This is a genomic window from Pseudomonas sp. NY15372 (assembly GCF_048068215.1).
Taxonomy (GTDB): Bacteria; Pseudomonadota; Gammaproteobacteria; order Pseudomonadales; family Pseudomonadaceae; genus Aquipseudomonas; species Aquipseudomonas guariconensis_A.
Map to the genome: position 1 here is coordinate 42,417 of NZ_JBLUPY010000009.1, position 20,323 is coordinate 62,739.

The 20,323-nt window shown below is 60.1% G+C and carries 29 protein-coding genes; 3 read left to right on the forward strand and 26 right to left on the reverse strand.

Features of this window, described 5'->3' with window-relative positions; translation table 11 throughout:
- Positions 1-14 precede the first annotated feature (14 nt).
- The 25 genes from ACNFG0_RS09575 to ACNFG0_RS09695 all read right to left on the reverse strand — a co-directional run bounded on the left by ACNFG0_RS09575 (position 15) and on the right by ACNFG0_RS09695 (position 16,775).
- On the reverse strand, positions 15-818 hold the full coding sequence (locus tag ACNFG0_RS09575) for a DUF6694 family lipoprotein (protein ID WP_416764579.1): 804 nt from the start codon (positions 816-818) through the stop codon (positions 15-17).
- Between the two features lie 49 nt (positions 819-867).
- Positions 868-1,065: a hypothetical protein gene (locus ACNFG0_RS09580; RefSeq protein WP_416764580.1), complete on the reverse strand. Its 198-nt coding sequence runs from the start codon at positions 1,063-1,065 to the stop codon at positions 868-870.
- A 23-nt stretch (positions 1,066-1,088) separates the two neighbouring features.
- A complete protein-coding gene (locus tag ACNFG0_RS09585; RefSeq protein WP_416764581.1) occupies positions 1,089-1,556 on the reverse strand; it encodes a phage tail assembly chaperone family protein, TAC in 468 nt (155 codons plus the stop codon).
- A gap of 7 nt (positions 1,557-1,563) precedes the next feature.
- On the reverse strand, positions 1,564-2,079 hold the full coding sequence (locus ACNFG0_RS09590; protein WP_416764582.1) for a phage tail tube protein: 516 nt from the start codon (positions 2,077-2,079) through the stop codon (positions 1,564-1,566).
- 52 nt (positions 2,080-2,131) lie between these two features.
- On the reverse strand, positions 2,132-2,500 hold the full coding sequence (locus tag ACNFG0_RS09595) for a DUF3168 domain-containing protein (RefSeq protein ID WP_416764583.1): 369 nt from the start codon (positions 2,498-2,500) through the stop codon (positions 2,132-2,134).
- On the reverse strand, positions 2,497-2,982 hold the full coding sequence (locus ACNFG0_RS09600; protein WP_416764584.1) for an HK97-gp10 family putative phage morphogenesis protein: 486 nt from the start codon (positions 2,980-2,982) through the stop codon (positions 2,497-2,499). Before ACNFG0_RS09600 ends, ACNFG0_RS09595 begins: the two co-directional genes overlap by 4 nt.
- Positions 2,975-3,316, reverse strand: coding sequence for a phage head closure protein (locus ACNFG0_RS09605; protein ID WP_416764684.1), 342 nt, complete (start codon positions 3,314-3,316; stop codon positions 2,975-2,977). The genes ACNFG0_RS09600 and ACNFG0_RS09605 overlap by 8 nt, the downstream gene beginning before the upstream one ends.
- Positions 3,316-3,792 carry a head-tail connector protein gene (locus ACNFG0_RS09610; RefSeq protein ID WP_416764585.1) on the reverse strand — a complete coding sequence of 159 codons (477 nt, stop codon included), beginning with the start codon at positions 3,790-3,792 and terminating at the stop codon, positions 3,316-3,318. Before ACNFG0_RS09610 ends, ACNFG0_RS09605 begins: the two co-directional genes overlap by 1 nt.
- A gap of 3 nt (positions 3,793-3,795) precedes the next feature.
- Positions 3,796-4,173 carry a hypothetical protein gene (locus ACNFG0_RS09615; protein WP_416764586.1) on the reverse strand — a complete coding sequence of 126 codons (378 nt, stop codon included), beginning with the start codon at positions 4,171-4,173 and terminating at the stop codon, positions 3,796-3,798.
- A gap of 44 nt (positions 4,174-4,217) precedes the next feature.
- On the reverse strand, positions 4,218-5,432 hold the full coding sequence (locus ACNFG0_RS09620) for a phage major capsid protein (RefSeq protein WP_102082685.1): 1,215 nt from the start codon (positions 5,430-5,432) through the stop codon (positions 4,218-4,220).
- Between the two features lie 14 nt (positions 5,433-5,446).
- The gene (locus tag ACNFG0_RS09625; RefSeq protein WP_416764587.1) at positions 5,447-6,322 is read right to left on the reverse strand and encodes a head maturation protease, ClpP-related; all 876 of its coding nucleotides are present in this window, start codon (positions 6,320-6,322) and stop codon (positions 5,447-5,449) included.
- Positions 6,323-6,335: 13 nt separating this feature from the next.
- Positions 6,336-7,736 carry a phage portal protein gene (locus ACNFG0_RS09630; RefSeq protein ID WP_416764588.1) on the reverse strand — a complete coding sequence of 467 codons (1,401 nt, stop codon included), beginning with the start codon at positions 7,734-7,736 and terminating at the stop codon, positions 6,336-6,338.
- Positions 7,736-9,460 (reverse strand): terminase large subunit, encoded by a 1,725-nt coding sequence (locus tag ACNFG0_RS09635; protein WP_416764589.1) that lies wholly within the window; start codon positions 9,458-9,460, stop codon positions 7,736-7,738. Before ACNFG0_RS09635 ends, ACNFG0_RS09630 begins: the two co-directional genes overlap by 1 nt.
- Positions 9,460-9,939 (reverse strand): phage terminase small subunit P27 family, encoded by a 480-nt coding sequence (locus ACNFG0_RS09640; RefSeq protein WP_416764590.1) that lies wholly within the window; start codon positions 9,937-9,939, stop codon positions 9,460-9,462. The genes ACNFG0_RS09635 and ACNFG0_RS09640 overlap by 1 nt, the downstream gene beginning before the upstream one ends.
- Before the next feature lie 136 nt (positions 9,940-10,075).
- On the reverse strand, positions 10,076-10,444 hold the full coding sequence (locus tag ACNFG0_RS09645; protein ID WP_416764591.1) for an HNH endonuclease: 369 nt from the start codon (positions 10,442-10,444) through the stop codon (positions 10,076-10,078).
- Positions 10,435-10,614 (reverse strand): hypothetical protein, encoded by a 180-nt coding sequence (locus tag ACNFG0_RS09650; RefSeq protein ID WP_416764592.1) that lies wholly within the window; start codon positions 10,612-10,614, stop codon positions 10,435-10,437. Before ACNFG0_RS09650 ends, ACNFG0_RS09645 begins: the two co-directional genes overlap by 10 nt.
- A gap of 60 nt (positions 10,615-10,674) precedes the next feature.
- A complete protein-coding gene (locus ACNFG0_RS09655) occupies positions 10,675-10,998 on the reverse strand; it encodes a phage holin, lambda family (RefSeq protein ID WP_010952643.1) in 324 nt (107 codons plus the stop codon).
- Between the two features lie 329 nt (positions 10,999-11,327).
- Positions 11,328-11,717 carry an antiterminator Q family protein gene (locus ACNFG0_RS09660; protein ID WP_027609633.1) on the reverse strand — a complete coding sequence of 130 codons (390 nt, stop codon included), beginning with the start codon at positions 11,715-11,717 and terminating at the stop codon, positions 11,328-11,330.
- 11 nt (positions 11,718-11,728) lie between these two features.
- Positions 11,729-12,046: a hypothetical protein gene (locus ACNFG0_RS09665; protein ID WP_416764593.1), complete on the reverse strand. Its 318-nt coding sequence runs from the start codon at positions 12,044-12,046 to the stop codon at positions 11,729-11,731.
- 241 nt (positions 12,047-12,287) lie between these two features.
- Complete coding sequence (locus ACNFG0_RS09670) at positions 12,288-13,574, reverse strand: tyrosine-type recombinase/integrase (RefSeq protein ID WP_416764594.1); 1,287 nt, start codon at positions 13,572-13,574, stop codon at positions 12,288-12,290.
- A complete protein-coding gene (locus ACNFG0_RS09675) occupies positions 13,571-13,987 on the reverse strand; it encodes a VRR-NUC domain-containing protein (protein ID WP_349738462.1) in 417 nt (138 codons plus the stop codon). Before ACNFG0_RS09675 ends, ACNFG0_RS09670 begins: the two co-directional genes overlap by 4 nt.
- Complete coding sequence (locus ACNFG0_RS09680; RefSeq protein WP_416764595.1) at positions 13,969-14,178, reverse strand: hypothetical protein; 210 nt, start codon at positions 14,176-14,178, stop codon at positions 13,969-13,971. Before ACNFG0_RS09680 ends, ACNFG0_RS09675 begins: the two co-directional genes overlap by 19 nt.
- Positions 14,175-15,557: a replicative DNA helicase gene (gene dnaB / locus ACNFG0_RS09685; RefSeq protein ID WP_416764596.1), complete on the reverse strand. Its 1,383-nt coding sequence runs from the start codon at positions 15,555-15,557 to the stop codon at positions 14,175-14,177. The genes ACNFG0_RS09680 and dnaB overlap by 4 nt, the downstream gene beginning before the upstream one ends.
- On the reverse strand, positions 15,550-16,272 hold the full coding sequence (locus tag ACNFG0_RS09690) for a helix-turn-helix domain-containing protein (protein ID WP_416764597.1): 723 nt from the start codon (positions 16,270-16,272) through the stop codon (positions 15,550-15,552). Before ACNFG0_RS09690 ends, dnaB begins: the two co-directional genes overlap by 8 nt.
- 326 nt (positions 16,273-16,598) lie before the next feature.
- Entirely contained in the window at positions 16,599-16,775 is a 177-nt protein-coding gene (locus ACNFG0_RS09695; RefSeq protein WP_186618272.1) for a Cro/CI family transcriptional regulator, read from the reverse strand.
- An 88-nt stretch (positions 16,776-16,863) separates the two neighbouring features.
- Between ACNFG0_RS09695 and ACNFG0_RS09700 the strand changes: the two genes are divergently transcribed.
- The 3 genes from ACNFG0_RS09700 to ACNFG0_RS09710 all read left to right on the forward strand — a co-directional run bounded on the left by ACNFG0_RS09700 (position 16,864) and on the right by ACNFG0_RS09710 (position 19,361).
- The gene (locus tag ACNFG0_RS09700) at positions 16,864-17,721 is read left to right on the forward strand and encodes an XRE family transcriptional regulator (protein ID WP_416764598.1); all 858 of its coding nucleotides are present in this window, start codon (positions 16,864-16,866) and stop codon (positions 17,719-17,721) included.
- Between the two features lie 112 nt (positions 17,722-17,833).
- Positions 17,834-18,685 carry a hypothetical protein gene (locus ACNFG0_RS09705; protein WP_416764599.1) on the forward strand — a complete coding sequence of 284 codons (852 nt, stop codon included), beginning with the start codon at positions 17,834-17,836 and terminating at the stop codon, positions 18,683-18,685.
- A gap of 280 nt (positions 18,686-18,965) precedes the next feature.
- A complete protein-coding gene (locus tag ACNFG0_RS09710; protein WP_416764600.1) occupies positions 18,966-19,361 on the forward strand; it encodes a hypothetical protein in 396 nt (131 codons plus the stop codon).
- A 122-nt stretch (positions 19,362-19,483) separates the two neighbouring features.
- Here ACNFG0_RS09710 and ACNFG0_RS09715 read toward each other — a convergent pair whose 3' ends face one another.
- Positions 19,484-19,786, reverse strand: coding sequence for a DUF1654 domain-containing protein (locus ACNFG0_RS09715; protein WP_416764601.1), 303 nt, complete (start codon positions 19,784-19,786; stop codon positions 19,484-19,486).
- Positions 19,787-20,323 lie beyond the last annotated feature (537 nt).

Sequence of the window (20,323 nt, forward strand, 5' to 3'; positions counted from 1 at the left end):
GAAGCGGGTTTCATTCAATTTGGGTATTGGGCCCTTAGTTTTGCCAAACGGGCCTTGTCGTGCTCAGTGAATTTGGCTCCGCCAAAGAGCGGCTTACCATCTGCGCCATCCAGCTGTTCCACCTCAACGGTAAAGATGGCGTCTTGTGGAGGCTCTACATTCCCCCACTCGCTGAACTCGTTAGGTGCCAAAGACCAACTTTGAACCTCTCCCGGCTCAATCCCTCCGGAAATCTCGTAATTGAATTCTTTGATAAGCCATGGAACAGATCGGCCTGGTGTCGCGATCGTCCCCTTGAAGTAAGCCCTAGCTACCGCTTTATCAGTTCCGTTGGAAACTGTCATTTCGATGATGGGCTTTGCGCGGAAACTGTACTTCTGACTTTCCTTGTAGAATCGCGATTTTTGAACTTCAAACTTCTTGAGGCTCCCCTTCGCCGATTCGGCCTGAGCCTGCTTAGCAGTCAGCTCGTCAATTTCCGCCAGGGCCTGCTTGCGCTCTCGCTCCGCCCGTTCGGCTCGAAGAAGATCGGCTTTCGCGGAGATTTCCTTGGCGGTCATTCCGTTAAGAGCGGCTTGCATATCGCCCGGGATATCCTCGGCGCGCTTTTGCCCTTGGAGAACTTTGCCAAAGTCCAGGCTCTGCAAGGCCAGGAACATCACATCCGATTTGAATTTCTCACGCTGGTCGCTGGGAAGACTTTCGGCAACTTTCGCAATTGAACCCTTGAAAGCCTCTTCAGAGGAGCCGTCCACCTTCGGCTCCCCACATCCTGCGATTAGGCCCGACAGCAGCGCCAGGGCAATGAACCTACGCATTTTACTTCTCCATTAGTAAAATCGCGCAGCATAGCAAAAAGCCTTCAATTCACGCCCACGTCTCCATTGCCACCCCGAGACTGGTCGCCACCTGGTCGACATGAGGCGAGAAGTCCGCCGGCGTGTAAGGCTCCGGCCGCTTCTTCTGGTCCCGAGTCTGGTTGGCCAGGATCGAAGCGATCAGGGCGAAGCCGCTCTCGATGCGCATGCCCAAATGGAACGAGCCGCGCTTACGCCAATACTTCACCCAGGAGTGGAACTCGCGCAGGCTCAGGTTTTCTTGCGCCTGCGCGATGGTGCTGCCGCCGACTCCGGCGAGGACGAGTTCGTGCCAGAGCTCGTCGAGGTCGGTGAGCTCGTCGTCTTTCCCAGGTTGTTCACCTCATGGATGACCGCGAGCAGCGCAACGGTCAGGTTTCCATCCAGCGCGCCAAGGCGCTTGGTGCTCTTCGGGTCCTTGGCCAACTCGGCCTTGTCGAGAGGTCCATGGGTGATGTCCAGGACCGTGAAGACCGGCTGCCCTTCCTCGTTGCAGATCGCGGCGGCGATGCGGCCGGCAATACTGTCTTGGTGGCCAGCCGCGGCGAGGACATCGCTGACGGCGGACTGGTAGCCCAGCGGGCGAACGTAGACGGTCGCCTTCAGCGTGTCTTCGCCTTGGCGCCAGCTGATTTCCTTCTCCACAGGCCGGCCGGTGAAGGAGCCGACCTGTTGCAGTGAGTCGATAGTGAGCTTCATCAGTGCCTCACGCAGCTTTCTTGATCCAGGCGGAACCGCCCGAGCGTTGAATGGAGATCGCGGTGCTGACCACGGAGTTGGCGGCGAAGTCGAACGGGAAGTCGGCGACATAGCCCTGGAAGACAAACCAGGTGCGGGTCGTCGGCAGCTCGAAATCATCACCCTCGGTGTTGAGGGTCGGCAGCGCGGTAGGGTTACCGCCCGCATCAAGCGGGCCATCGGACCAGCCCACCGCCCAGCGGATGGTGGTGTCACCATCGGCCTCAGACAGCTGATGCAGCCGGATATGGCTGGGGCTGTTTGGGTCGGCGTTGATGGTCAGGGAGGCTTGGCCAGGGGTGCGCAGGCCTGGCTTGTAGGATCGCTCCCTGGCCACGAGGCAGGTATCCTCGATCTGCTCTTTCGGAGATCCGCCGGGGTTGAACGCGGTGGCGCACTCCACCTCCATTACGGTGAGCGGGCCGGTACCAGAGGCAGGCGGCACCAGGGCAAAGACCTGGGTGCCTTGGGTCAAAATCGACATGGTGGTCTCCTGTCGGGCAAAAAAAAGCCCGCTCGAGGCGGGCCTGGTTGGCTCAACGGCGGACTATCCAGTCCACGTCGAAGCTTGTTCGATAGTTCTTGGTTGTCGGGTCACGGCTCTCACCGCCCCATCGGGTGACATTTGCGCGCAGCTCGATGGCATCACGGATGGCATCGCGCACCTGGCGCACAGCGGTGCCGGTGGTTCCGTACACGTCGATCTGCAGCGTGAAGCCGTCGGCGTCCGGGCGTCCGGCGAGGTAGTTCTCCGGCGATCCGTTGACGAGTTGCCACACGGCATAGGGCTTGGCCACGGCATCCGGCGCCTCGCCAAAGGAATAGAGCCGCATATCCGCGCCAGCCCCCAGCAAAGCGGTAACCGCTGGAGAAGCCAAACAGGCCTGAACAATCGGTGGTGTCATGAGGATGCAGCCTTCTTCGCAGCGCGCCGGATAGCGCGGTCAATGCTCTTCTCGTACTCGGTGACAAAGGTGTTGGTAACCTCGCTGATGCTGTTGGCCAGGGCCGGACGCATGAACGGAACAGCGGCCATTTTCTCGGTACCGAACTCGATCAGACGCCAGTGAGGCGTCGGCGAATTCGGGCTGAGGTCGCCGCCATCCTTGAGCACGGCGCCGTGGAGCACGCCGATCCGAAAACCCAGGTCACCTGTCTGCTTGAACAGCCGGCCATTCCAGCGCAGGGCGATGTTGTCGGCGATCGAGCGGCCGGTATCCTTGTCGTCGATGCGTTCGGCACCTTCCTTGGCCTTCTGCACCACCACCTGGGCAGCCCGGCGCAGCGCGGCCCGGCCACCCTTGCGGCGAACGTCGTAGCTCACGGCGTCCAGCTTACCCAGCAGGCTGTCCAGACCGGTGATGCTGAACTCGACGCCATCAGCCATCCTTCACCCCCTTCTCGACCAAGATCGTCAGGTAGTCGAGGCCGGACTTAGCGTCAGCCAGCGGCGGGCCGACGATGCTGTACACCTCGCCCCGGTACAGGATGCGCATGGTTGGGAGCACACCAGGGCGGTACCGGATGACCATCCGGCCCGTGGCCTGGGCCTGGCCGGCCTGGGCCGCAATGAAGTCTTTGGCCGACAGGTCTTCGACCCTGGCCGGACACTTCTCCCAGCGGGTGACCCATTCCGGCTCCCCGAACTCAAGGGTCACTGGGTCACGCACCGGCTTCAGCTCCTGAATGTCGATCCGGTGCCGCAGCCTGCCGGCCTGCATCACACACCCATCCGGATGCGGTAAGGCATCAGCAGGTGTTGGGACGCCAGCGGCAGCTCGGTGGCAATGGTGCCCGTTACCACCTCCTCGCGGTTGGCGAACAGGTGGCCAAGTTTCAGCAGGCAAGCAGCCTGGATCGCAGGGTTGACCACCATGCCGTAGGCGATGGCGTCTGCCTGGTCGTAGGCGTCGGACAAAGCCTGGCGTGCGTGTTCGAGCATACGGCAGCGCATGGTGTGGTCCTGCTCAGCCTCAGCAGCAGCGACTGCGGCGGCGTTCGCCTCCTTGGCTGCCTGCATGGCCGTCGGCACGCCTGCGCGAGCTTCGTCGAGAGCCACCTGGTCCAGATAGAAGCGGCGGTTGAGGAACTGCATCGACGCCTCTTCCGCCGCATCAAGCTGAGCCTGGACCAGGATCTGGTCCTCAGGCTCGGCAAGCAGGTGGTGCATGGCCACTTCGATGGCGATCACGGACATGGATCACTCCTTCATCTGCTCTGGCTCGCCACCGGCGCTCAGCCGAACGGCTTCCGCATTGGCCTCTTCCTGATTGCCAGAGAACGCGCCAACTTGGTTGCCGGCGGCGTCAACCACAATCCACTTCCCGCCGCCCTTGTGCTTCGCCTTGAAGGCCGCGGCCGGCGTAGCGGTGGTGCCCAGGGAGCCGGAAGTCAGCACACCGGCGCCGGCTGCATCTTCCTGGGAGACGGTTACCACCACCTCACTTTCAGAGTCGTCCAGCTCGGCATAGCCCTTCTGGATCAACTGGCGCCCATGCTGCTCGATGGTCTCGAACGGGGTGCCCTCCACCAGCGTTTGGCCGCCCAAGTACAGAGGTTTCAGTGTTTTCAGCTTCATGAATGCCTCCAAGGGCCGCCAGTCAGACGGCCCTCATAGGGTGGTTATGGGGTGGTAGGTGCAGTGAAGGAGCCGTAGATGAACGCCTCGGGACGCTTCACTGCCAGGGCGAGACGCTCTTCACAGCGAATCGAGATCAGGTTCTTCTCGAAATCGTCGGCATTCTCGGTCGAGATCACCACGTTGGCATCTTCACGGTCGAACAGCTGAGCGCCGGTCTGGAAGGCGCCAGTCAGGAACTTGCCCTGGAAGCCGACAGCTTCGGTAGCCACCACTGGCAGGCCCCACAGGACCGGACCAGCCAGACCCAGCGGGTTGGCCAGGATGTAGCGACCCAGAGTGTCCTTAGTCAGTTCGATCTTCGCCCAGTCGGTGAAGTGCAGGACATGGCCGGAGGCCGGAAGGCGCGCCAACTGGGCCTGCAGCATGGCCAGACGCAGGTCATCGATACCGGATTGGTTCTCGACCGCGAATGCCGGAGTGAATGCAGATGCCTGCGGCACGATGCCGTGCAGGTGCACACCGGTGCCGTCGCCGAACAGGATTTCCTGCTCCTCGACGTACTTGAGGCCATAGCGCATCTCGACATCGACGGTGGAGCCCAGCTGCGCGAAGTCGTCCAGGATCTGCTTGGAAGCCTTGAACATGTGAGCGATGGTCGATACTGCGGTGAGCTTCGACGCGAACTGGATGTCGGAGTACGGCTTGGCGGTGCCCTCCGCTACGACCTTGGCAGCGTTGGTGAATCCAGTCTGCTGCACCCAGAAAATGGCCGGTGCAGTGGTTCGGCCAGGGGCGATCAAGTCGCGGATGAACAGGCGCTGCTTTGGCGCGGTGTCGATTCCGGGCAGTCGCTGCGGCTCTACGATGCCGGCCGGAACGTCGGTCGACAGCAAGGCGGCGCTGACCGGAATGTTGACGCGCTTGCCGCCTTCAACGCTGGCCGCGAATTGTTTCAGCGCCTCGCTCTTGATCACCACGCCGCCGAGGCTATCGCGGATTTGTGGAGTGCTGGCCGAGGGCAGGCGTGCGAATTCCTGCTCGAGTTCGCCCAGCTGGGCTTTCAGCTGCTTCTCGGCCTCGGTCAGGCTGTTGAACTTGGTCGCCAGTTCGTCAACGGCGTTCTTGGTTTCTTCGGACAGGCTGCCGGCCTTCTTGGCCTCGGCCAGGGCGTTCTCGGCCTGCTTGCTGAAATCGCTGGTGGCTTGCTTCAGCTCGGCGGAAACCTGCTTCAGCAGGTCAGCGGTATTGTCTGCCATGGGATCTTCTCCGGTTACTTGAGGGCTGCTGCCGAGAACCGCGACATCGCGGCCTGTAGATCGGCAAAGTGGGCGGCCAGATCGGCCTGGTTGTCGGCAGCGGTGCGCGTACCGGAGGAGGCAGCGCCAGGCGTACCTCCTTTGAGTTCTTGAATCAGGGCGCGGCGCTCAGAGCGAGGCATGCCCTGCTTGGCTAGGATGGTGTCCAATCGGCGGGCGGCGATCTGCTGAGGCGCGAGGGCCTGCGGGTCTTCTTGAGCTGCGTCAGAAGGAAGGAGGCCGTCTGCGAATCCAGCCTCAACTGCGGTGCTACCACCCATCCATGTCTCGACATCCATCAAAGCGCGCATAGCGGCGATGTCATCACCCGTCCTGACTGAGTAGATGTCGGCCAGGGTGCCATCGATTTGGTCGAGAAAGTCTGCGACCTCCGTGAAGTCGTTACGGTCGCCTGCGGCGATAGTCCAGGCGTTGTGGATCATCATGAAGCCTGCCCGGGCGATTTGGATTTCATCACCGGCCATGGCGATGAACGACGCAGCAGAAGCGGCCAAGCCAAGCACCTGAACGGTCACCTTGCCCTTGTGCTCGCGCAGCAGGTTGTAGATCGCCAAGCCTTCGAAAACATCGCCGCCTGGGCTGTTGATCTTCACGGTGATGTCTTTGTCGCCGATGCTGCGAAGCGCGGCGCTGACGCGCTTAGCGGTGACGCCCTCACCCGTCCACCAGTCCATGCCGATCGGGTCATACATGGTGATGGTGGTGGCATCGTCACCAGCCGATGCCTTGATCGCCGGGTTCCAGCGCTCCATAGCTTTCGGCAGCAGATCGGATTCGACGCGCGCGTGCGGCCGCACCGCCGGCGCTACCGGTAGTGTCTTGAGAGTCATGGGTTACTCCAGGTCAGGCCGCTTTGAGCAGCGGCATCGATATCAGCGCGTGGGCCATCATTGGGCCATCCGGATTTCCGGATTCCAGAGCCTGGGTCGCCAGCTCGACCGCCTTGTTGATGGCCTCTCGGTCGTCGTTGTTGCGTGCCGAGACCAGCCGAAGCATGAATGCCGAGGCAGCTGGCGATACGCCGGCGCTCGGCTTCCCGAGTTGATCAAGAGGCACCAGTGCAGACTGGACCGTGTAGGTGTCACCACCAGGGATAGGTGGCATGTTCTCCAGCCGGCGCACCTCATTGCGAGACATCCAGCCATTTTGCAGAGCCGTGTTGTACCAGGCCCCGCGGCCTGCGCTGTCCGCGCGCAGCAGGCCTTCAACTGCGAACTCAGCGAAGTAGTCGTCGGCATCGGCCTCGCCGATCAGGCAGCGAGTGATTTCCTGCTCGATGTTTACCAGCAGCGGCCGCAGGCTGTTGGTGAGGAAGTGGAGGTTCTGCGCCTCAACCGAAGCAGCCCAGCTGGACTGCTTGTCCATGTGGCCGACCATGAAGGGCGGAACACGGAACCAGCGGCAAATCTCCTCAACGTTGAATGCACGCGACTCCAGCATTTGCGCTGCTTCGGGGTTCATTGTGATGCCCTGGTACTTCAGCCCGGCCTCGGCGACCATGATCTTGCCGGCGTTGTTCGACCCCATGAAGGCGGTAAGGCTCGCTCGCAGCTGCTCCCGCTGAGCAGGTTTCAAGTCGTTGTCGCTGCTGAGGATGCCTGACGCTTGCATGCCCTGAGCGAATACCTTAGCTGCGGCCTCCTCTGCCGACATCGCCGAACCGAGGATCTCGCGTCCCGTGGTGATGGGTAGCATCCCACAGACCCCATCGAGGCCGAATGCACGAATGTGCATCAGGTTCTTTTCGGGGATCTCCCGTTCGACTCCGTTCTCGCTGTACTTGTACTGAAGACGACCGTTTTCCAGTCTCTTCACCGACACGCACTGAGGAAGCAGCGGCACCAGCGCCACTACGCGCTGGCCGACCATCTTCTTCTCGACAAAGGCGTTGCCCCGCAAGCACAAGCTTGCCACCACCAACAGCATGAACCGCTGAGGAGTCATTTCGGCATTCGGCACTCGGCACAACAATCGGTACAGCGGGTGATCCTTCGCCGGCTCCCTCGATCCATCCGGAAGGCGCCGGTAGAACCTCAGTGGCAGCGTGGATACCGATTCTGAGAGCAGCCGAACGCATGCCCATACCGTCGATAGCTGGAGGGCCTTGTCGACGGTGACGTGCTTGCCACTGGCCGAGCTGCCGAACCACTCTTGCCAGAAGGCGCCGGTATTCAGGCCGATGGGCACGCCCAGCCAGTCCAGCAGTGCGGTCTTTACCCGCCCTGGTTTCTTATCGCGCGCCATTAGATTCCTACCATGATGGGGTTTTCGAAGAAGCCGTCATTGCTTGGCACATGAGCCAGACGCATCACGCTGCCCACCGCCATGATCAGCGCCACGGCGCCGTCGATCTTGTTGTCGTCGCCCTGTTTGATCGGACGCACGACGTCGTCATTACCAGGCAGGTGCTTGCCGATTACGTTGCTGATGCACCAGGTCATGATGGGATTGCCGTCGTGGTGGAAGCGGCCCGCCTCGATGGCTGCCTCCAGCTCCTTCATGCCGTCGGACATGTTGGTGTAGTTCTGGGTGATGGTGATCGGGTTGAAACCCTCGTCATCCAGGTCATGGCTCAGACCGGTAGCGCCGTGCGGGTCGATCGGGCTCTCCCTGATCGGTGCCACCTTGTTGGCTTCCTTGGTGTCCTCGAGGATCTCGCGGTAATCGACCTCGGCACCGGGCGTTGCGACCAGATGGCCAGTATTGATCCAGGCCTGGAAGCGCTCGGACATACGCTTGTTGTCTACGTCGTTGGCCGTGTCTTCCGGCACCCAGAAGGCAGGCCCGACGCTGTAGTAGTGGATCTTCCCATCGACCTCACGCCAGAACAGCCTGGCCCTGGAGTTCATGTCCAGCTTGCGCGCCAGGTCGAAGCCGGCGACCCATTCCTGGCCCTCGAATTGGTCAAGCGAGAGCGTCTTGTCCTCGCAGGCCTTCCAGCTTTCCATATTGAAGAAGCCGGACTTGGCACTCACCCACAGGTTCAGGTGCTTGGTCTTGAACGTATTGGTGAAGCGCGCCGAACGGATCGCCCTCGCCAGCTGGCTCTCGAGGTACTCCTGAAACACGGACACGCCCATGCATGGGTTGGCCTTGGCCAGGTTCTTCGGATCGGTCCAGTCGTCACCCTCGTCAAGGGTCCAGATGTAGCCGAACAGTTCGTCGTCCGGCACGGTGCCGTTGAGCATCTCGATGACCTGGCGGCGCTTGTCGTAGCACGGCCCCTCGATGTTCGAACCGGCTGTGGTAATGATGAACATCAACGGTTGCCGGCGCGCCCCCATGCCGGTGAGCATCGTGTCGTACTGGGCCGCGCTGTCGTGCTCGTGGTATTCGTCGATGATCGCGCAGGACGGCGACGCACCATCACCCGGGTTGCCGATCAACGGCTCGAAGCGGCTGCCGTTCGACGGGATGTTCAAGTTCGAGGCATTAACCTCGATGCCAGCGGCCTCGATCAGCATGGGCGACCGGCTGACCATCAGCCTTGCAGGCCGGAATACCTCCCACGCCTGCTTCTCGGTGGTCGCACCGGAGTAGACCTCGGCGCCGAACTCGTTGTCGGCGGTGAACATGCTGATGCCGACTCCGGCGGCAATCACCGATTTGCCGTTCTTGCGCGGCACTTCCCAGTAGCTTTCGCGGAAACGCCGGTACCCGCCCTTCTTCCGGATCCAGCCGAAAGTGCAGGCCAGGCCGAAGAGCTGCCATGGTTCAAGCGTGATCAACTGCCGCTTGAACGCCCATTCGCCCTTAGTGTGGGGCAGCAGCTGCATGAGGCGCAGCTTCTTCTCAGCCTTGGCCGAATCGAACTTGTACGGATAGTCCTTCGAGCGGCTGGCCGCCACATCATCGAAGTGGCGCTCAATCGCCTGATGGACGAGGCGACATGCCGGGAACTTACCTTTCAGGACGGACCTTGCCCACGCCATCGCCTTGTCGACGTTGGTGTGTTTGGTCTTAGCCATCAGGAACTCAGTAGAGCTGCAAACTCGTTGGTGGATTTCTGTTTGTTCCCGCCGATGATGCGGGTTCGACTGGCCGGGTCCAGGCCCAGCATTGAGCCGAAGGTGACCATCTGGCGCATGGCCTCGTTGGCGGCGGTGAGCGCCGGGTTTTTCACCGGCCCACCTGTGGCTCCAGCGACTACGATGCCATGCTCCCGGACAGAGTCTTGAGCAAGCCGCCAGTTACCGTACGCAGTGCAGAACGCCTCGACATTGTGCATATCGGTCAGAGCCAGAACCTTGGCCCGCAGCAACTCCGGCACCAGCATTTCCCAGACCCGAGCGGCGTGTTCGCACAGCCACTCGGGCGGGTCGACATTGGTCACCAGAGCAAAGTCAGGCTCGTCCATGTTCAGCTTGCGCTTGCCGGGATTACCGGCCAGCGCCTTCTGGGCCGTGGGTTTTGGGCGACGGCCGGAGCGCCCGGCAACCCCTGGCATCGGCGCCTCCACTAAACTTTATATTTCGCGGGTGTAAAAAAACGATTGAGGGCGCGGTGTCCGAGCGAAAGGGCCTGAACTTTTGACCCTCCCCCTCCCACTAAATGAGATTTCTTATCATTTACGCCGATTTCGATCATTTTTTGACCGTTTTCGACTCCCGCTGCGTCTTGACCTTGTGGCAGTCGCGGTTGATCGCCCGAAGGTTGCTGTCATCGTCGGTGCCGCCGTGGGCCAGGGCCACGATATGGTCAACCTCATGCGCTTCACGGATGCGGCCGAGCCAGGTGCAGTCATCACACCGACAGAGGTACTGATCTCGCTTCAGGATTCGCTCCCGCTTGCGCCGCCACGGGCGACCGCCACGGCCTGACCCCTTACGTGTCGCCCAAGCCTTGGCCTGCTCGGCAGCCAGGTCGGCATGACCATCGCAGTATCCATTGCCGTTGCGGTGCAGTGCTCTGCACCCTGACGCCCGGCACGGGCGCTGAGGTCTCATCGGCATGGCGCACCACTCAGGTAAGTCTGAGGCGGGGCGTCAAGATCGACGCCGCCTTCATCCGCCAGCGCTTCGATCAGTGCCAGGTTCTGGGTCGCGATCTGTTCGAGCAGGCTGGTCTGCTTCTGCTGCTGGTCCAGGATCTTCTGGAGCAAAGAGATTGCTTGCTCGTTCACGGGCCACCTTCATCCACTTGTTGATCCATTCGCGCCGGGCGGCGCACCCAGTACAGCTCATCAGCCCTGAGCCTTACGAGACAGGAACAGGTCGGAGTAGCCGCGAAGCTTCTCCACGCCCATGAAGCCGACCATGCCGCCGGCGAATGTGGCCATGCCCTGTGGCAGGCCCATCCATTCGAGCAACGGCACCAGGGCCAGGGTGATGAGGCCGCACAGAGCGCCCTCCAAGAACATCTGCCGGCGGGTACCGCCGCCATACACCACCCGGAGGACGGCGATCGCGACTGACAAGCCAGCGGCATACAGCTGAGGCTGATGGGCCAGCACCCAGGTGAGCACAGCGGCCCACAGGCCAGGATCCTTCTCGGGCATGTTTGGCATCTCGATTCCTCCCTTTTGGGGAGCGCAGTAGGTTCGGCCCCAACAGCACTCCCAGCTCGGGGCGATGGGTGTGGTGGAGCCGAAAACGAAAAAGCCCCGGCAAGTGCCGAGGCTTCGAATTGGCGGAGATGTCGACCCTGTCAGGTCGATGTCGTGGCGCTTCCCTCCAGTCCCCACGCTGACTGTTACCCCTGCACGTTCCCGCCGGGCTTTGATCATCTCCAAAACGCAAAATCCCGGTCACATTCGCCGGGATCTCACTGTGTCGCGTTGCTTGCAAGCTGGACACGCTGCTATGAAAACAGGTGTTTATCCGCGCGGAAAGCTTTTTATGCAGCCTCGCGCAATTGCTCCAGGGCACAATCGATCCAGGCCACTCCAGTGTTGATCAGCTCGCGTGCCTTGGCTTCGCTCATCTTGTGCTCGCGGGCGATCCGCAGCGCCGGCCACTTAGCACCGAAGTACAGCCAGACGAAGCCGCCCATCTGCGGGTTGCGCTTGTTCAGCCTGGCTACGGCGCCGTCCACCGCAAGCGCTAGGTCGTCCGTGATCACGTATTGCTTGAGCCCGCCTTCTGCTGGGGCGTGCTCCTTCATAAGCGCATACAGCGGGCATACGTACTGAGGCACGCCCATGCCATCCATGCGCCACCAGCCCCATTGCTCGAGCATGTACGCGGTGTCACCAAGGGCCTTGTCTACATAGGTTCGCTTTTTCATGTCCTTCCCCCTCAATCCCCGGTGTAGTTGGTGCGCCCAGCACCACGCTGGTTGCTTCCCTGATATGTCGCCTCAGGCCCGGATGCCTGAGGGTTCTTCAACTGCTCGATCTGCCGTGTCGCTGCCTGCAGCTTCAGGCTGAGCTGGGTCACCAGTTCATCCAGGGCTAGGGCCTCGCCAGTTGCAGCAACTACCCAGCCTGAAGCGTTGCAGTGGTCGCATGGCAGTTCGTGAAACAGGCCCTGAGTGACCGCTCTCCCACGGCACAAAGGGCACTGAGCCAACTCGATCACAGCCTTCTTGAAGGCGGGGCCGCGGCTCTTTCTCATCGGCCTGTCTTCACCCAACGTCGAATTCGCAGCTCACACCCACTCACGAGGGCGACGCCATTTGCGCAGCCGTAATGAGTTGCGCGGCGTTTGCAGCCGCATTGGCAGCGGCGTCGAGCAGTGGACGGCTTCGCCTCCATGTAGCGAATATGACCTGGCAGGCCGCCGATCTGCCCCCAACCATCGACACCTCCACGCATTGCTGCTGATCGCGCACCTGGCGAAAGCTTGTTCAAATCGATCATTTGGAATCCTCGCCTATGGTTGTTTCCTGAATCCCAGCGCAGGCCTTGTGCTGCGCGGGGTGTGGGTCATTACCCGAATCTGCGTTTCTACCCTCCTTCTTCCCATGGATGCGGTTGAAACCCTTGCTGTCGAGAAACGCGTGCCACTGCTCCAGGGCGGCGCGCTTGCGCTCCTCGGCAGTGGTCTGGATGTACACCTGGACGTTGTGGCCCATGGAGTGGTTGATCAGCAGTTCACCGATCAGGAAGTCGATGCCCTGGTCGGCCCAGCAGCCTCGGGCCAGCTTGCGCAGGTCATGACTGGTCCACTTGCCCTGGCCTAGGCGGGTGAATACCTCGGCGGCCTGTTTCTCGCTCAGGCACTGCCCCGACTTGCCCGGGAACAGAAAGCGCCCGGTATAGCCCTGGGCCTGCTGCCACTCGCGGTAGCCGCTCAGCAACGCACACACCTGGTCGGTCAGCGGCAGCGAGTGCTCCACCCGGGTCTTGGTGTTTTCGGCGGGCAGGTACCAGCGGCGGGTAGCCAGGCTGATGTGAGGCCATTGGGCCATGCGGGTTTCCCCGACCCGGTTGCCGTGGCACAGCATCAGCAAGGCCAGCATGGCGTCAGCGGGCGCTTGATCCATCACATCGGCCAGCTGGGTCAGCAGGTCCTCGATCTGCACAGCGCGCAAGCGGGCGGCCTTGGGCTTGATACGGGCCTTGGTGAAGTCGCTGAAGCGCATCCCGGCCATGGGGTTGCTGGCGATCATGCCCAGGCCCTGGGCCTTCTTGAACGCATCGGCCAGCAGGCCGAACACCAGGCGCACGTACTCGAGCGACAGCTGCTCCTGCAGCGGCCACACCAGATCGCGATCCAGAGCGCTGCGACTCACGTCGGCCAGGGCCAGGCCGCCCAGGCGCGGGATCAGGTGCCGGGTGATGGCGGACTTGGCCGTGGCCTTGCGCTTGGCCGACAGGCTGCGGTTGCGCTCCAGGCGATCGGCGAACCAGGCCAGCAGCTCGCCCAACTGCTCCCAGCCAGACACGGTGGCCGGTGCCTCGGTGGCCAGGCGTTGGCGAATCTCCGGCAGTGCGGCCAGCACCACCTTGGTGGATTGGTCGGGATAGGCGCCGATCCGATGCCAGCGCTTGCGCACCACCAGGTACCAGGTGCCACGCGGGCGGGCCTCGGTGAACCGGAAGCGCAGGCCAGGGTAACGCGGGTCGCGCAGCAGCACGGCGGACGGGTCGTCGCTACGGCGGCGCAGCTCGGCGTCGGAGAACGCAATTACCGCCGTCATGCCGCCACCGTGGCGGGCTGCAGCAGGTAGTTGCGGATGGTCTGGATCGCGTCGATCCTGCCGCGACACACCACGGCCAGATAGCCCTGACGGTGCAGCTTCTGCAGGTAGGCATCCTGGCTCGGCGAGACCGGCGCATCGAACGGCGGCTCGGCCTTGAACTCGATATACAGGCCGAACCAGCCGCCGCGGGCCATCGGCAGGACCAAGTCAGGCACACCGGCCTTGACGCCCTGCCCCTTCAACTTGGCGGCCACGGCCTTGACCCGGTGCCCACCATTGGGAACGTGATAGATCAGGGCGTAGGCCTCTGGGAAGCGCAGCTGCAGCTCGGCCATCAGCGCAGCCTGTTCCTGTCCTTCCCTGTCGATTGGCTTGGCGCGGCCAGGTTCCATCACCGCGAACCGACGCATGGATTGCCTCCTTGCAGGTCGATGACCGTGAAGGCGCCAGGCCACATCTGGGCGCCATGCGCCTGGGCCAACGCCTCTTCGCGATACAGCGCCACGGGCTCCCGTGCGCCATAGGAAATGTCGAGCTTGTCGCTGCGACAGTAGAGCGCGTAGCGGTACTCGGCCGGGTTTGGGGTGAGCAGCGTGCTCATACAGCATTCTCCTTACGGCGATAGCGGGCCGACAGCGGGCGGTCGCTGGCCGGCTGTGCTTTCGCAGGCGGTTGCCAACTGGCGGACAGGTTCTCGAAGCGGTTGTACTGACCCAAGAAGGCGGCGCGAACGGTGCCGGTCTCGATGTCGCGGCCCTTGCCGATGATGATCTCGGCAACACCCTTGTATTCGCTGTTCTCGTGGTAGACCTCGTCGCGGTACACGAACAGGATCACATCGGCGTCCTGCTCGATGGCACCCGATTCGCGCAGGTCGGACGGCACCGGGCGCTTGTTCGGACGCTCCTCGCACTTGCGGGACAGCTGGCTGAGCAGCACGACCGGAATACCCAGCTCGCGGGCCAGCAGCTTGCAACCCCGGCTGATGCTGCTGACTTCCTCTGTGCGGTTGCCGCCCTCGCCGTCCATCAGCTGCAGGTAATCGATCACCAGCAGGTCCAGGCCGTAACGCAACTTGTGGCGGCGGGCCAGGGAGCGGATGCGCCCCACGGTGCCGCCAGATCGGTCAGCGATAAACAGGTTGGCCTGCTGCACCTTTCGGGCACCAAGGCCAAGCTCGGTCGCGTGGGACTGGCACGCGGAGCCGTTCTTGATCAGGTTGAGCGGGACGCGCCCCTCCGAAGCCACTGCGCGATCGAGCAGCTGGCTTTTGCTCATCTCCAGGCTGACCACTAGGGCCGATTTCTTCTGGCGCACCGCGGCATCGAGAGCAAACCCCATGGCCAGAGTCGTTTTGCCCATGGCTGGGCGACCGGCGACGACGATTAGCTGCTCAGGCTGCAGACCGCCCAGCTTCGCATCCAGGTCATCCAGGCCCGTGGACAGACCAATCAAGGTCTCACCTCGGCAGTGGCGATCATGCCGCTCCTGCCAAACCTCCACCTGTTCCGCCATCAGGTCGGCCGCCTTTACAACCTCCTCGCCATCGCAGCCCGAGTCGATGGCCATGGCCGCAGCCTGCACCGCCGCGATCTTGTCCTGGATGTTTCCGCCGCCCTGGACGATCTCCAGGGTCTTGTCGCTCAGATCGTACAGGGCGCGCTCGATGGCGCGCTCACGAACGATGCCCGCGTAGGTGCCGGCGTTGGCAACGCTTGGAGTGTTGGCGACCAGGGCGGCACAGTGGCCCAACGCCTTATCGCCGTTGTCGAGCATGCCGATGTGATCAGAGACGGTCAGCAGGTCAACGGCCTTGCCAGCAGCGCGCAATGCCATGATCCCGCGGAACACCTCGGCGTTCTCGGCGAAGTAGAACGATTCCGGCGACAGGTCGTCGGACAGGGTGTCGATCAGCTCCGGGCGCTGGAGCATGGCACCCAGCAGGCCGTGCTCGGCTTCGGCGTTGTAGGGCTCACGCATGGTAATTGCCCTCCACCACCTTGACGAAGTTGGATGGGGCGATCAACCAGTCGAAAGTGCAACGGAACGGCTTCGCGCCATTCTTGCCCTCGATCTTGCCCATCAGGAAGGCGCTGGTCTTGACTGTGACAAAGAAGTCCCGCCAGAACTCCAGATCCTGGTGAACGGGGCTTTCCTCCCAGCGCGCTTTGATCTTGCTTATGCGGTCCTTGTTGATCAGGACTACGTTCGGCAGTTCTGGCAATAACTCGTTGAACAGGCCGACGATCTCATTCACCGGAACCCGATTCGATCCTTCGCGCATGCGCGTGGAGTCTCCTGACGGTTCCTTGATGGTTCCTTTACGGTTCTGGGGGCACGAGGTGCCGGGGTGGGGGGCATCTGGTGCCGGGGTGGGGGGCATTTCCTGCCGGGGTTGGTCGGCATCTGGTGCCGGGGGGCAGGAGCTGCCGGGGTTGTAGCTTTCCGGGCTGACCGTATACCAGGTGGAGCGGCCTGTCCTATGGTGCGCAGCCAGCACCCCAGAGGCTTCCAACCAGCGCAGCGCATTGCGAACAGCACGTTCTGAAAGGCAGGTGCGCTCGGCAATGCGAGCCACTGATGGCCAGCAGACGCCGTCGTCGTTCGCGTTGTCGGCCAGCGAGATGAGCACGGACTTCTGAGCAGGGCTCATATCCTGCAATGGCCAACAGGCCGTCATCACGATTGTGCTCATGGTTTGGTCTCGCAGAGGGAGGCGCGCAAGTGCTCAACGCATTCAACACGAAACGCGTTCTTCCACTCAGCGGCGTACTGGAGACGAATCATCCGCGCGGCATGGAGGGCGGCGGACTGGTGGTAGGCTTTCTGGTGCGAAACGGCCAAGGGTGCGGTGTTGCTTGCATCCATTGCAGAGTGCATAATCGACCTCGTTTTGAAGCTGTTGAAGAAGCCGGGCTGCCACCCGGTTTTTTTATGCCTGCGATTCAGGTACTGGATGGATCAGCAGGTGTTTTAGTCATCTACTGGCGCATGGCCTGCCAGCTGAAAATGTCCTCACGGTCACGCTGCTGCGTCCGCCTTCCCGGCCTTAAGCGCTCCCTTCGTGATTCGCTCAATCTGGTACTGGCGCAGCTCAGGCACATCCGCCCATTGGCGGACCGCCTCGTAGGTCACCCCCAGCGCCTTAGCGAGCGCCGATATCGACCCGAAATGTTTGATTGCCTGGCTTTTGGTCATGGCGACCTCCTTTGCTCGTCTTGATATTCAAGCATGCTTGCATATTCAAAACAAGCATGCTTGACAAGCAACCTTGTAGATTGCGCACATGAAAACCACAGATCGAATCACCAAGCTCGTACTGGCCCGTCGCCCCGAACTCGGCGTGCGCAACGTCAAGCGGGATATCGCGAACACCTGCGGAATCAGCTATGAAGCTGTACGTCAGTGGTTCGCGGGCGACACCGAGAACATCAAAAACGAGAATCTCGTAGCCCTTGCGGACGGCTATGACACGACTGTGGATTGGTTACTTGCAGGCAAGGGGGAGCCGCCAAGACGCAAAGATGCCCCGGCGCCTAAAGCGGAAGAAAAACAATCGCGATCAGCGGCTGATCTTGTTCAGCAGATGCTTGCCAAGCACGGTAAAAGCCTGCCGGAGGAAGCTCGACAGAAAATCGCAAGCGCGGTCGAAGAGACAGCCGCGGCAGTGTCGATGAATAACGTCATCACTGTAGATTTCTCGCGTCCCGGGTTGGTCGGCGATGAGGTCTGGATTGCTCACTATGACGTCCGCGGCTCTATGGGTGGAGGGCAGGTCACGCATGACCACCCAGAGATGCTCCAAGATGTCCGAGTAAGTCCCAAGCACCTTCGTGAATTGGGCGTCGAGTTCAAGGAGCACTTCCACCTGAAGCTGGTGACGGGCTGGGGGCAGTCGATGGCGCCCACGATCAAGAACCGTGATCCTCTGATAGTGGACGTGAGCATCCGCGAGTTTGTAGGCGATGGGATCTACTACTTCTCCTGGGGCGGGCACGAGTACATCAAGCGGCTCCAGATCGCGGATGAAGACCACTTCGAGATGATCTCGGACAACCCGAAGCACAAAGACCGGATGATCCGGAGGGAAGATACCTATATCCAGGCCAGGGTGTTATTGGTATGGAATGCGCATTTAGTTTAAAACTAAGTCTCACCTAGACAGCGTTTCGCAATTTATGCTCCTCCAATGACGCTTACAAGAACAACCAACACAAAACAGAATAATTAAAACCAACAATGCGAGATCATTTTAGATGGAAGAAATAGTCAAAACGGAATTTAAAATTTCCTACGACGATACCGGCGAACTCAATAAGCACCAGATTAACGCCAAAGATCTTGGCACTGCCATCATCGGGATGTACGACCTGATAACCAAGGCAGCTGAAATTGTAAGCAATGGATCATCAAAAGCCGATCTGAAAGTGGTAGCTCCGGCGAAAGAGGGGTCGCTGGAGGTAATTTTCGCCATTGTTGCCGATCCGCTAACCACTACAACGGTGCTAAAGTCGATTGGTATTGGCGTGGCCACTGCCGCTGCTGGAATCGGTACTGCACTTGGAATAATGGACCGAATTCGAGATACCAAGATCGATCGTGTCATTGTTAATCAACGCACACAGAAAGCCACGCTTGAGACCAAAGATGGCCCAATCGAGACTGATAGCAAAGTAGCTTTGCTGGTATCAAGCAAGGAAATTCGTCAGGCGCTGCACAAGGTGATCCAGGCTCCAGTACAAGGCCGGCCCGAAGCAAAGGTATCATTTATCATTGATGATAAGCGTCTAACTCTTGAAGAGGATAGAATTAAATCTTTCACTCAGATACGTTCAGACGTGACCGAGAGAGAAACCTCCCGCACCCTCCAAAAGACGGTTCAATTCACAAAGCTCAATTTCAAAAGCAAGCGCGGCTGGAACATCCAGACAACTGACGGAATGGAAATGTCGGTTGTAATACAAGACCCGTTATTCCTCGAAAAGATTGCGGCCAACGAAGAAGCTTTTAAAAAAGAAAAGCTTTATGCTGTCGAGCTAGAGGAAACCACGACAATTAACGCTAGCGGAACAAAGACAAAATATGCCATAGTGCGCGTAATAAATTAATTCAGGCGACGGAAATTTTAGGTCTAACCATGTGGGATTACATAACGATATGGCAAGCAATAGGATGGCTTGTTTTAATCTTATGCTCGCCCTGGATAGTGCTAGTGACTAGAAAAATATCTAGGCATATTGCATACGCTGCATTCCCTAAAGACACAATACTACAATATACTGACGGAACAAGGGTTGTGGAAGCTTACTACGTAAAGCACTCCATATTAAGGAAGCCATCCTTTAGAAAGCTGAGCCGCGCAGAATTGACAGAATTGGAGGATAGGACATGAGCAATAACATGTTCATGGCTGGATCCACGACAGTTCTAAATGCTGCTGCCCTTACCATAACAAGCCTTTTCCCAAATCACAACGTCGCACAGGTTGTCATGGCGCTATGCAGCTTGGTTTCTCCATTTCTGTCGATATGGCTATTAAAGCTTTACATTCGCTCAGATGATCCACCCGAGTTAACTAGAAGCATAGCCGGCCTCAAGGCATCTATAAAAACATGCGAGGGGCATCTGAAAGATAAAGGTGCCTCTCCTGAATTCAAAGAAAGCACCAGACTGCAGTTAGAAGACTTTAAGAAAAAACTGCAGAATGTACGGCCTGATTTTGAGAAAGGGCGTGTGCACACTATTACACCGTTCCAAAGCTCTCATTCAGATCCGCCAGGCTGAGCCTATTTTTGATGGATGAATAAGCTTTCGTTAGGCGGCCTTCATTACCTCCACGAGGCTTGACTACATTACTGCGGCAGAACCCTTAGCCCGCTATTTTTTTAGCGGGCTTTTTGTGTCCCTCAGAAAGGCGGATCCTCCTCGCCACTCTCCTCCCGCTCAACCACCGAGCCATCCACGTCCGGCTTATCCCATTGCAAGATCACCGATCCGTCATCACAGAAGGTCATGTCCAGGCCGTCCGTTTCGGATAGCAGTTCCATGATCGCATCCCAGTCCTGATCGCTGTCCGTATCCATACGGTGGATCAGCACCCTTCTCCCCAGCTGCGCTAGCGGCGAATTAATCATTGCCGAAACCCTCAGGCCCAGCCGCTCCAGGCTTGTCAATTCCGCGATCCGAGCTGCTTTTTCCTGTGCTGACATCCGCTATCTCCTACTAACTGGATATCCATACAGTACGAAAAATTAACACAAGCGTGCTTGCATTTGAAAAACAAGCATGCTTTTATTATTGCAAGTTCGCTTGCATATGCATCGAACCAGGCAGCTCAGGCAGCCACTGCTCTTTACACAACTCGACACCCGTCACCCTCAGCGGCACATGAGGGCAGCAGCTGCCTCATGCAGTGAGCTGGGTTCAGGTAACCAAGTGGCGCGCATGCCAATGCGGGGTAGCGCGTAGCCCAGAGAGCGATGGGCGCCTGGATCACTTCAATTTCACTGGCTGGCCTTGGCGACAGGGCCAGACGGGAAATGAATCCTGACCGGGGTTAGCCGGCCGCTGGACTCCCAAGCGCATAAAGGGATAGCCCTTCCGCATGACGGGCTCAATGGTTGTGCGGTGACAGCCGGAAAGACGGCCCGATCCACCTGGTTCCCTATCACCAGGCTGCATCGGTCGTGGCGTTCGACCTCCCCTGGTCCGGGAGGCTCACGGCAGCGAGCGTCACGACCGATGCA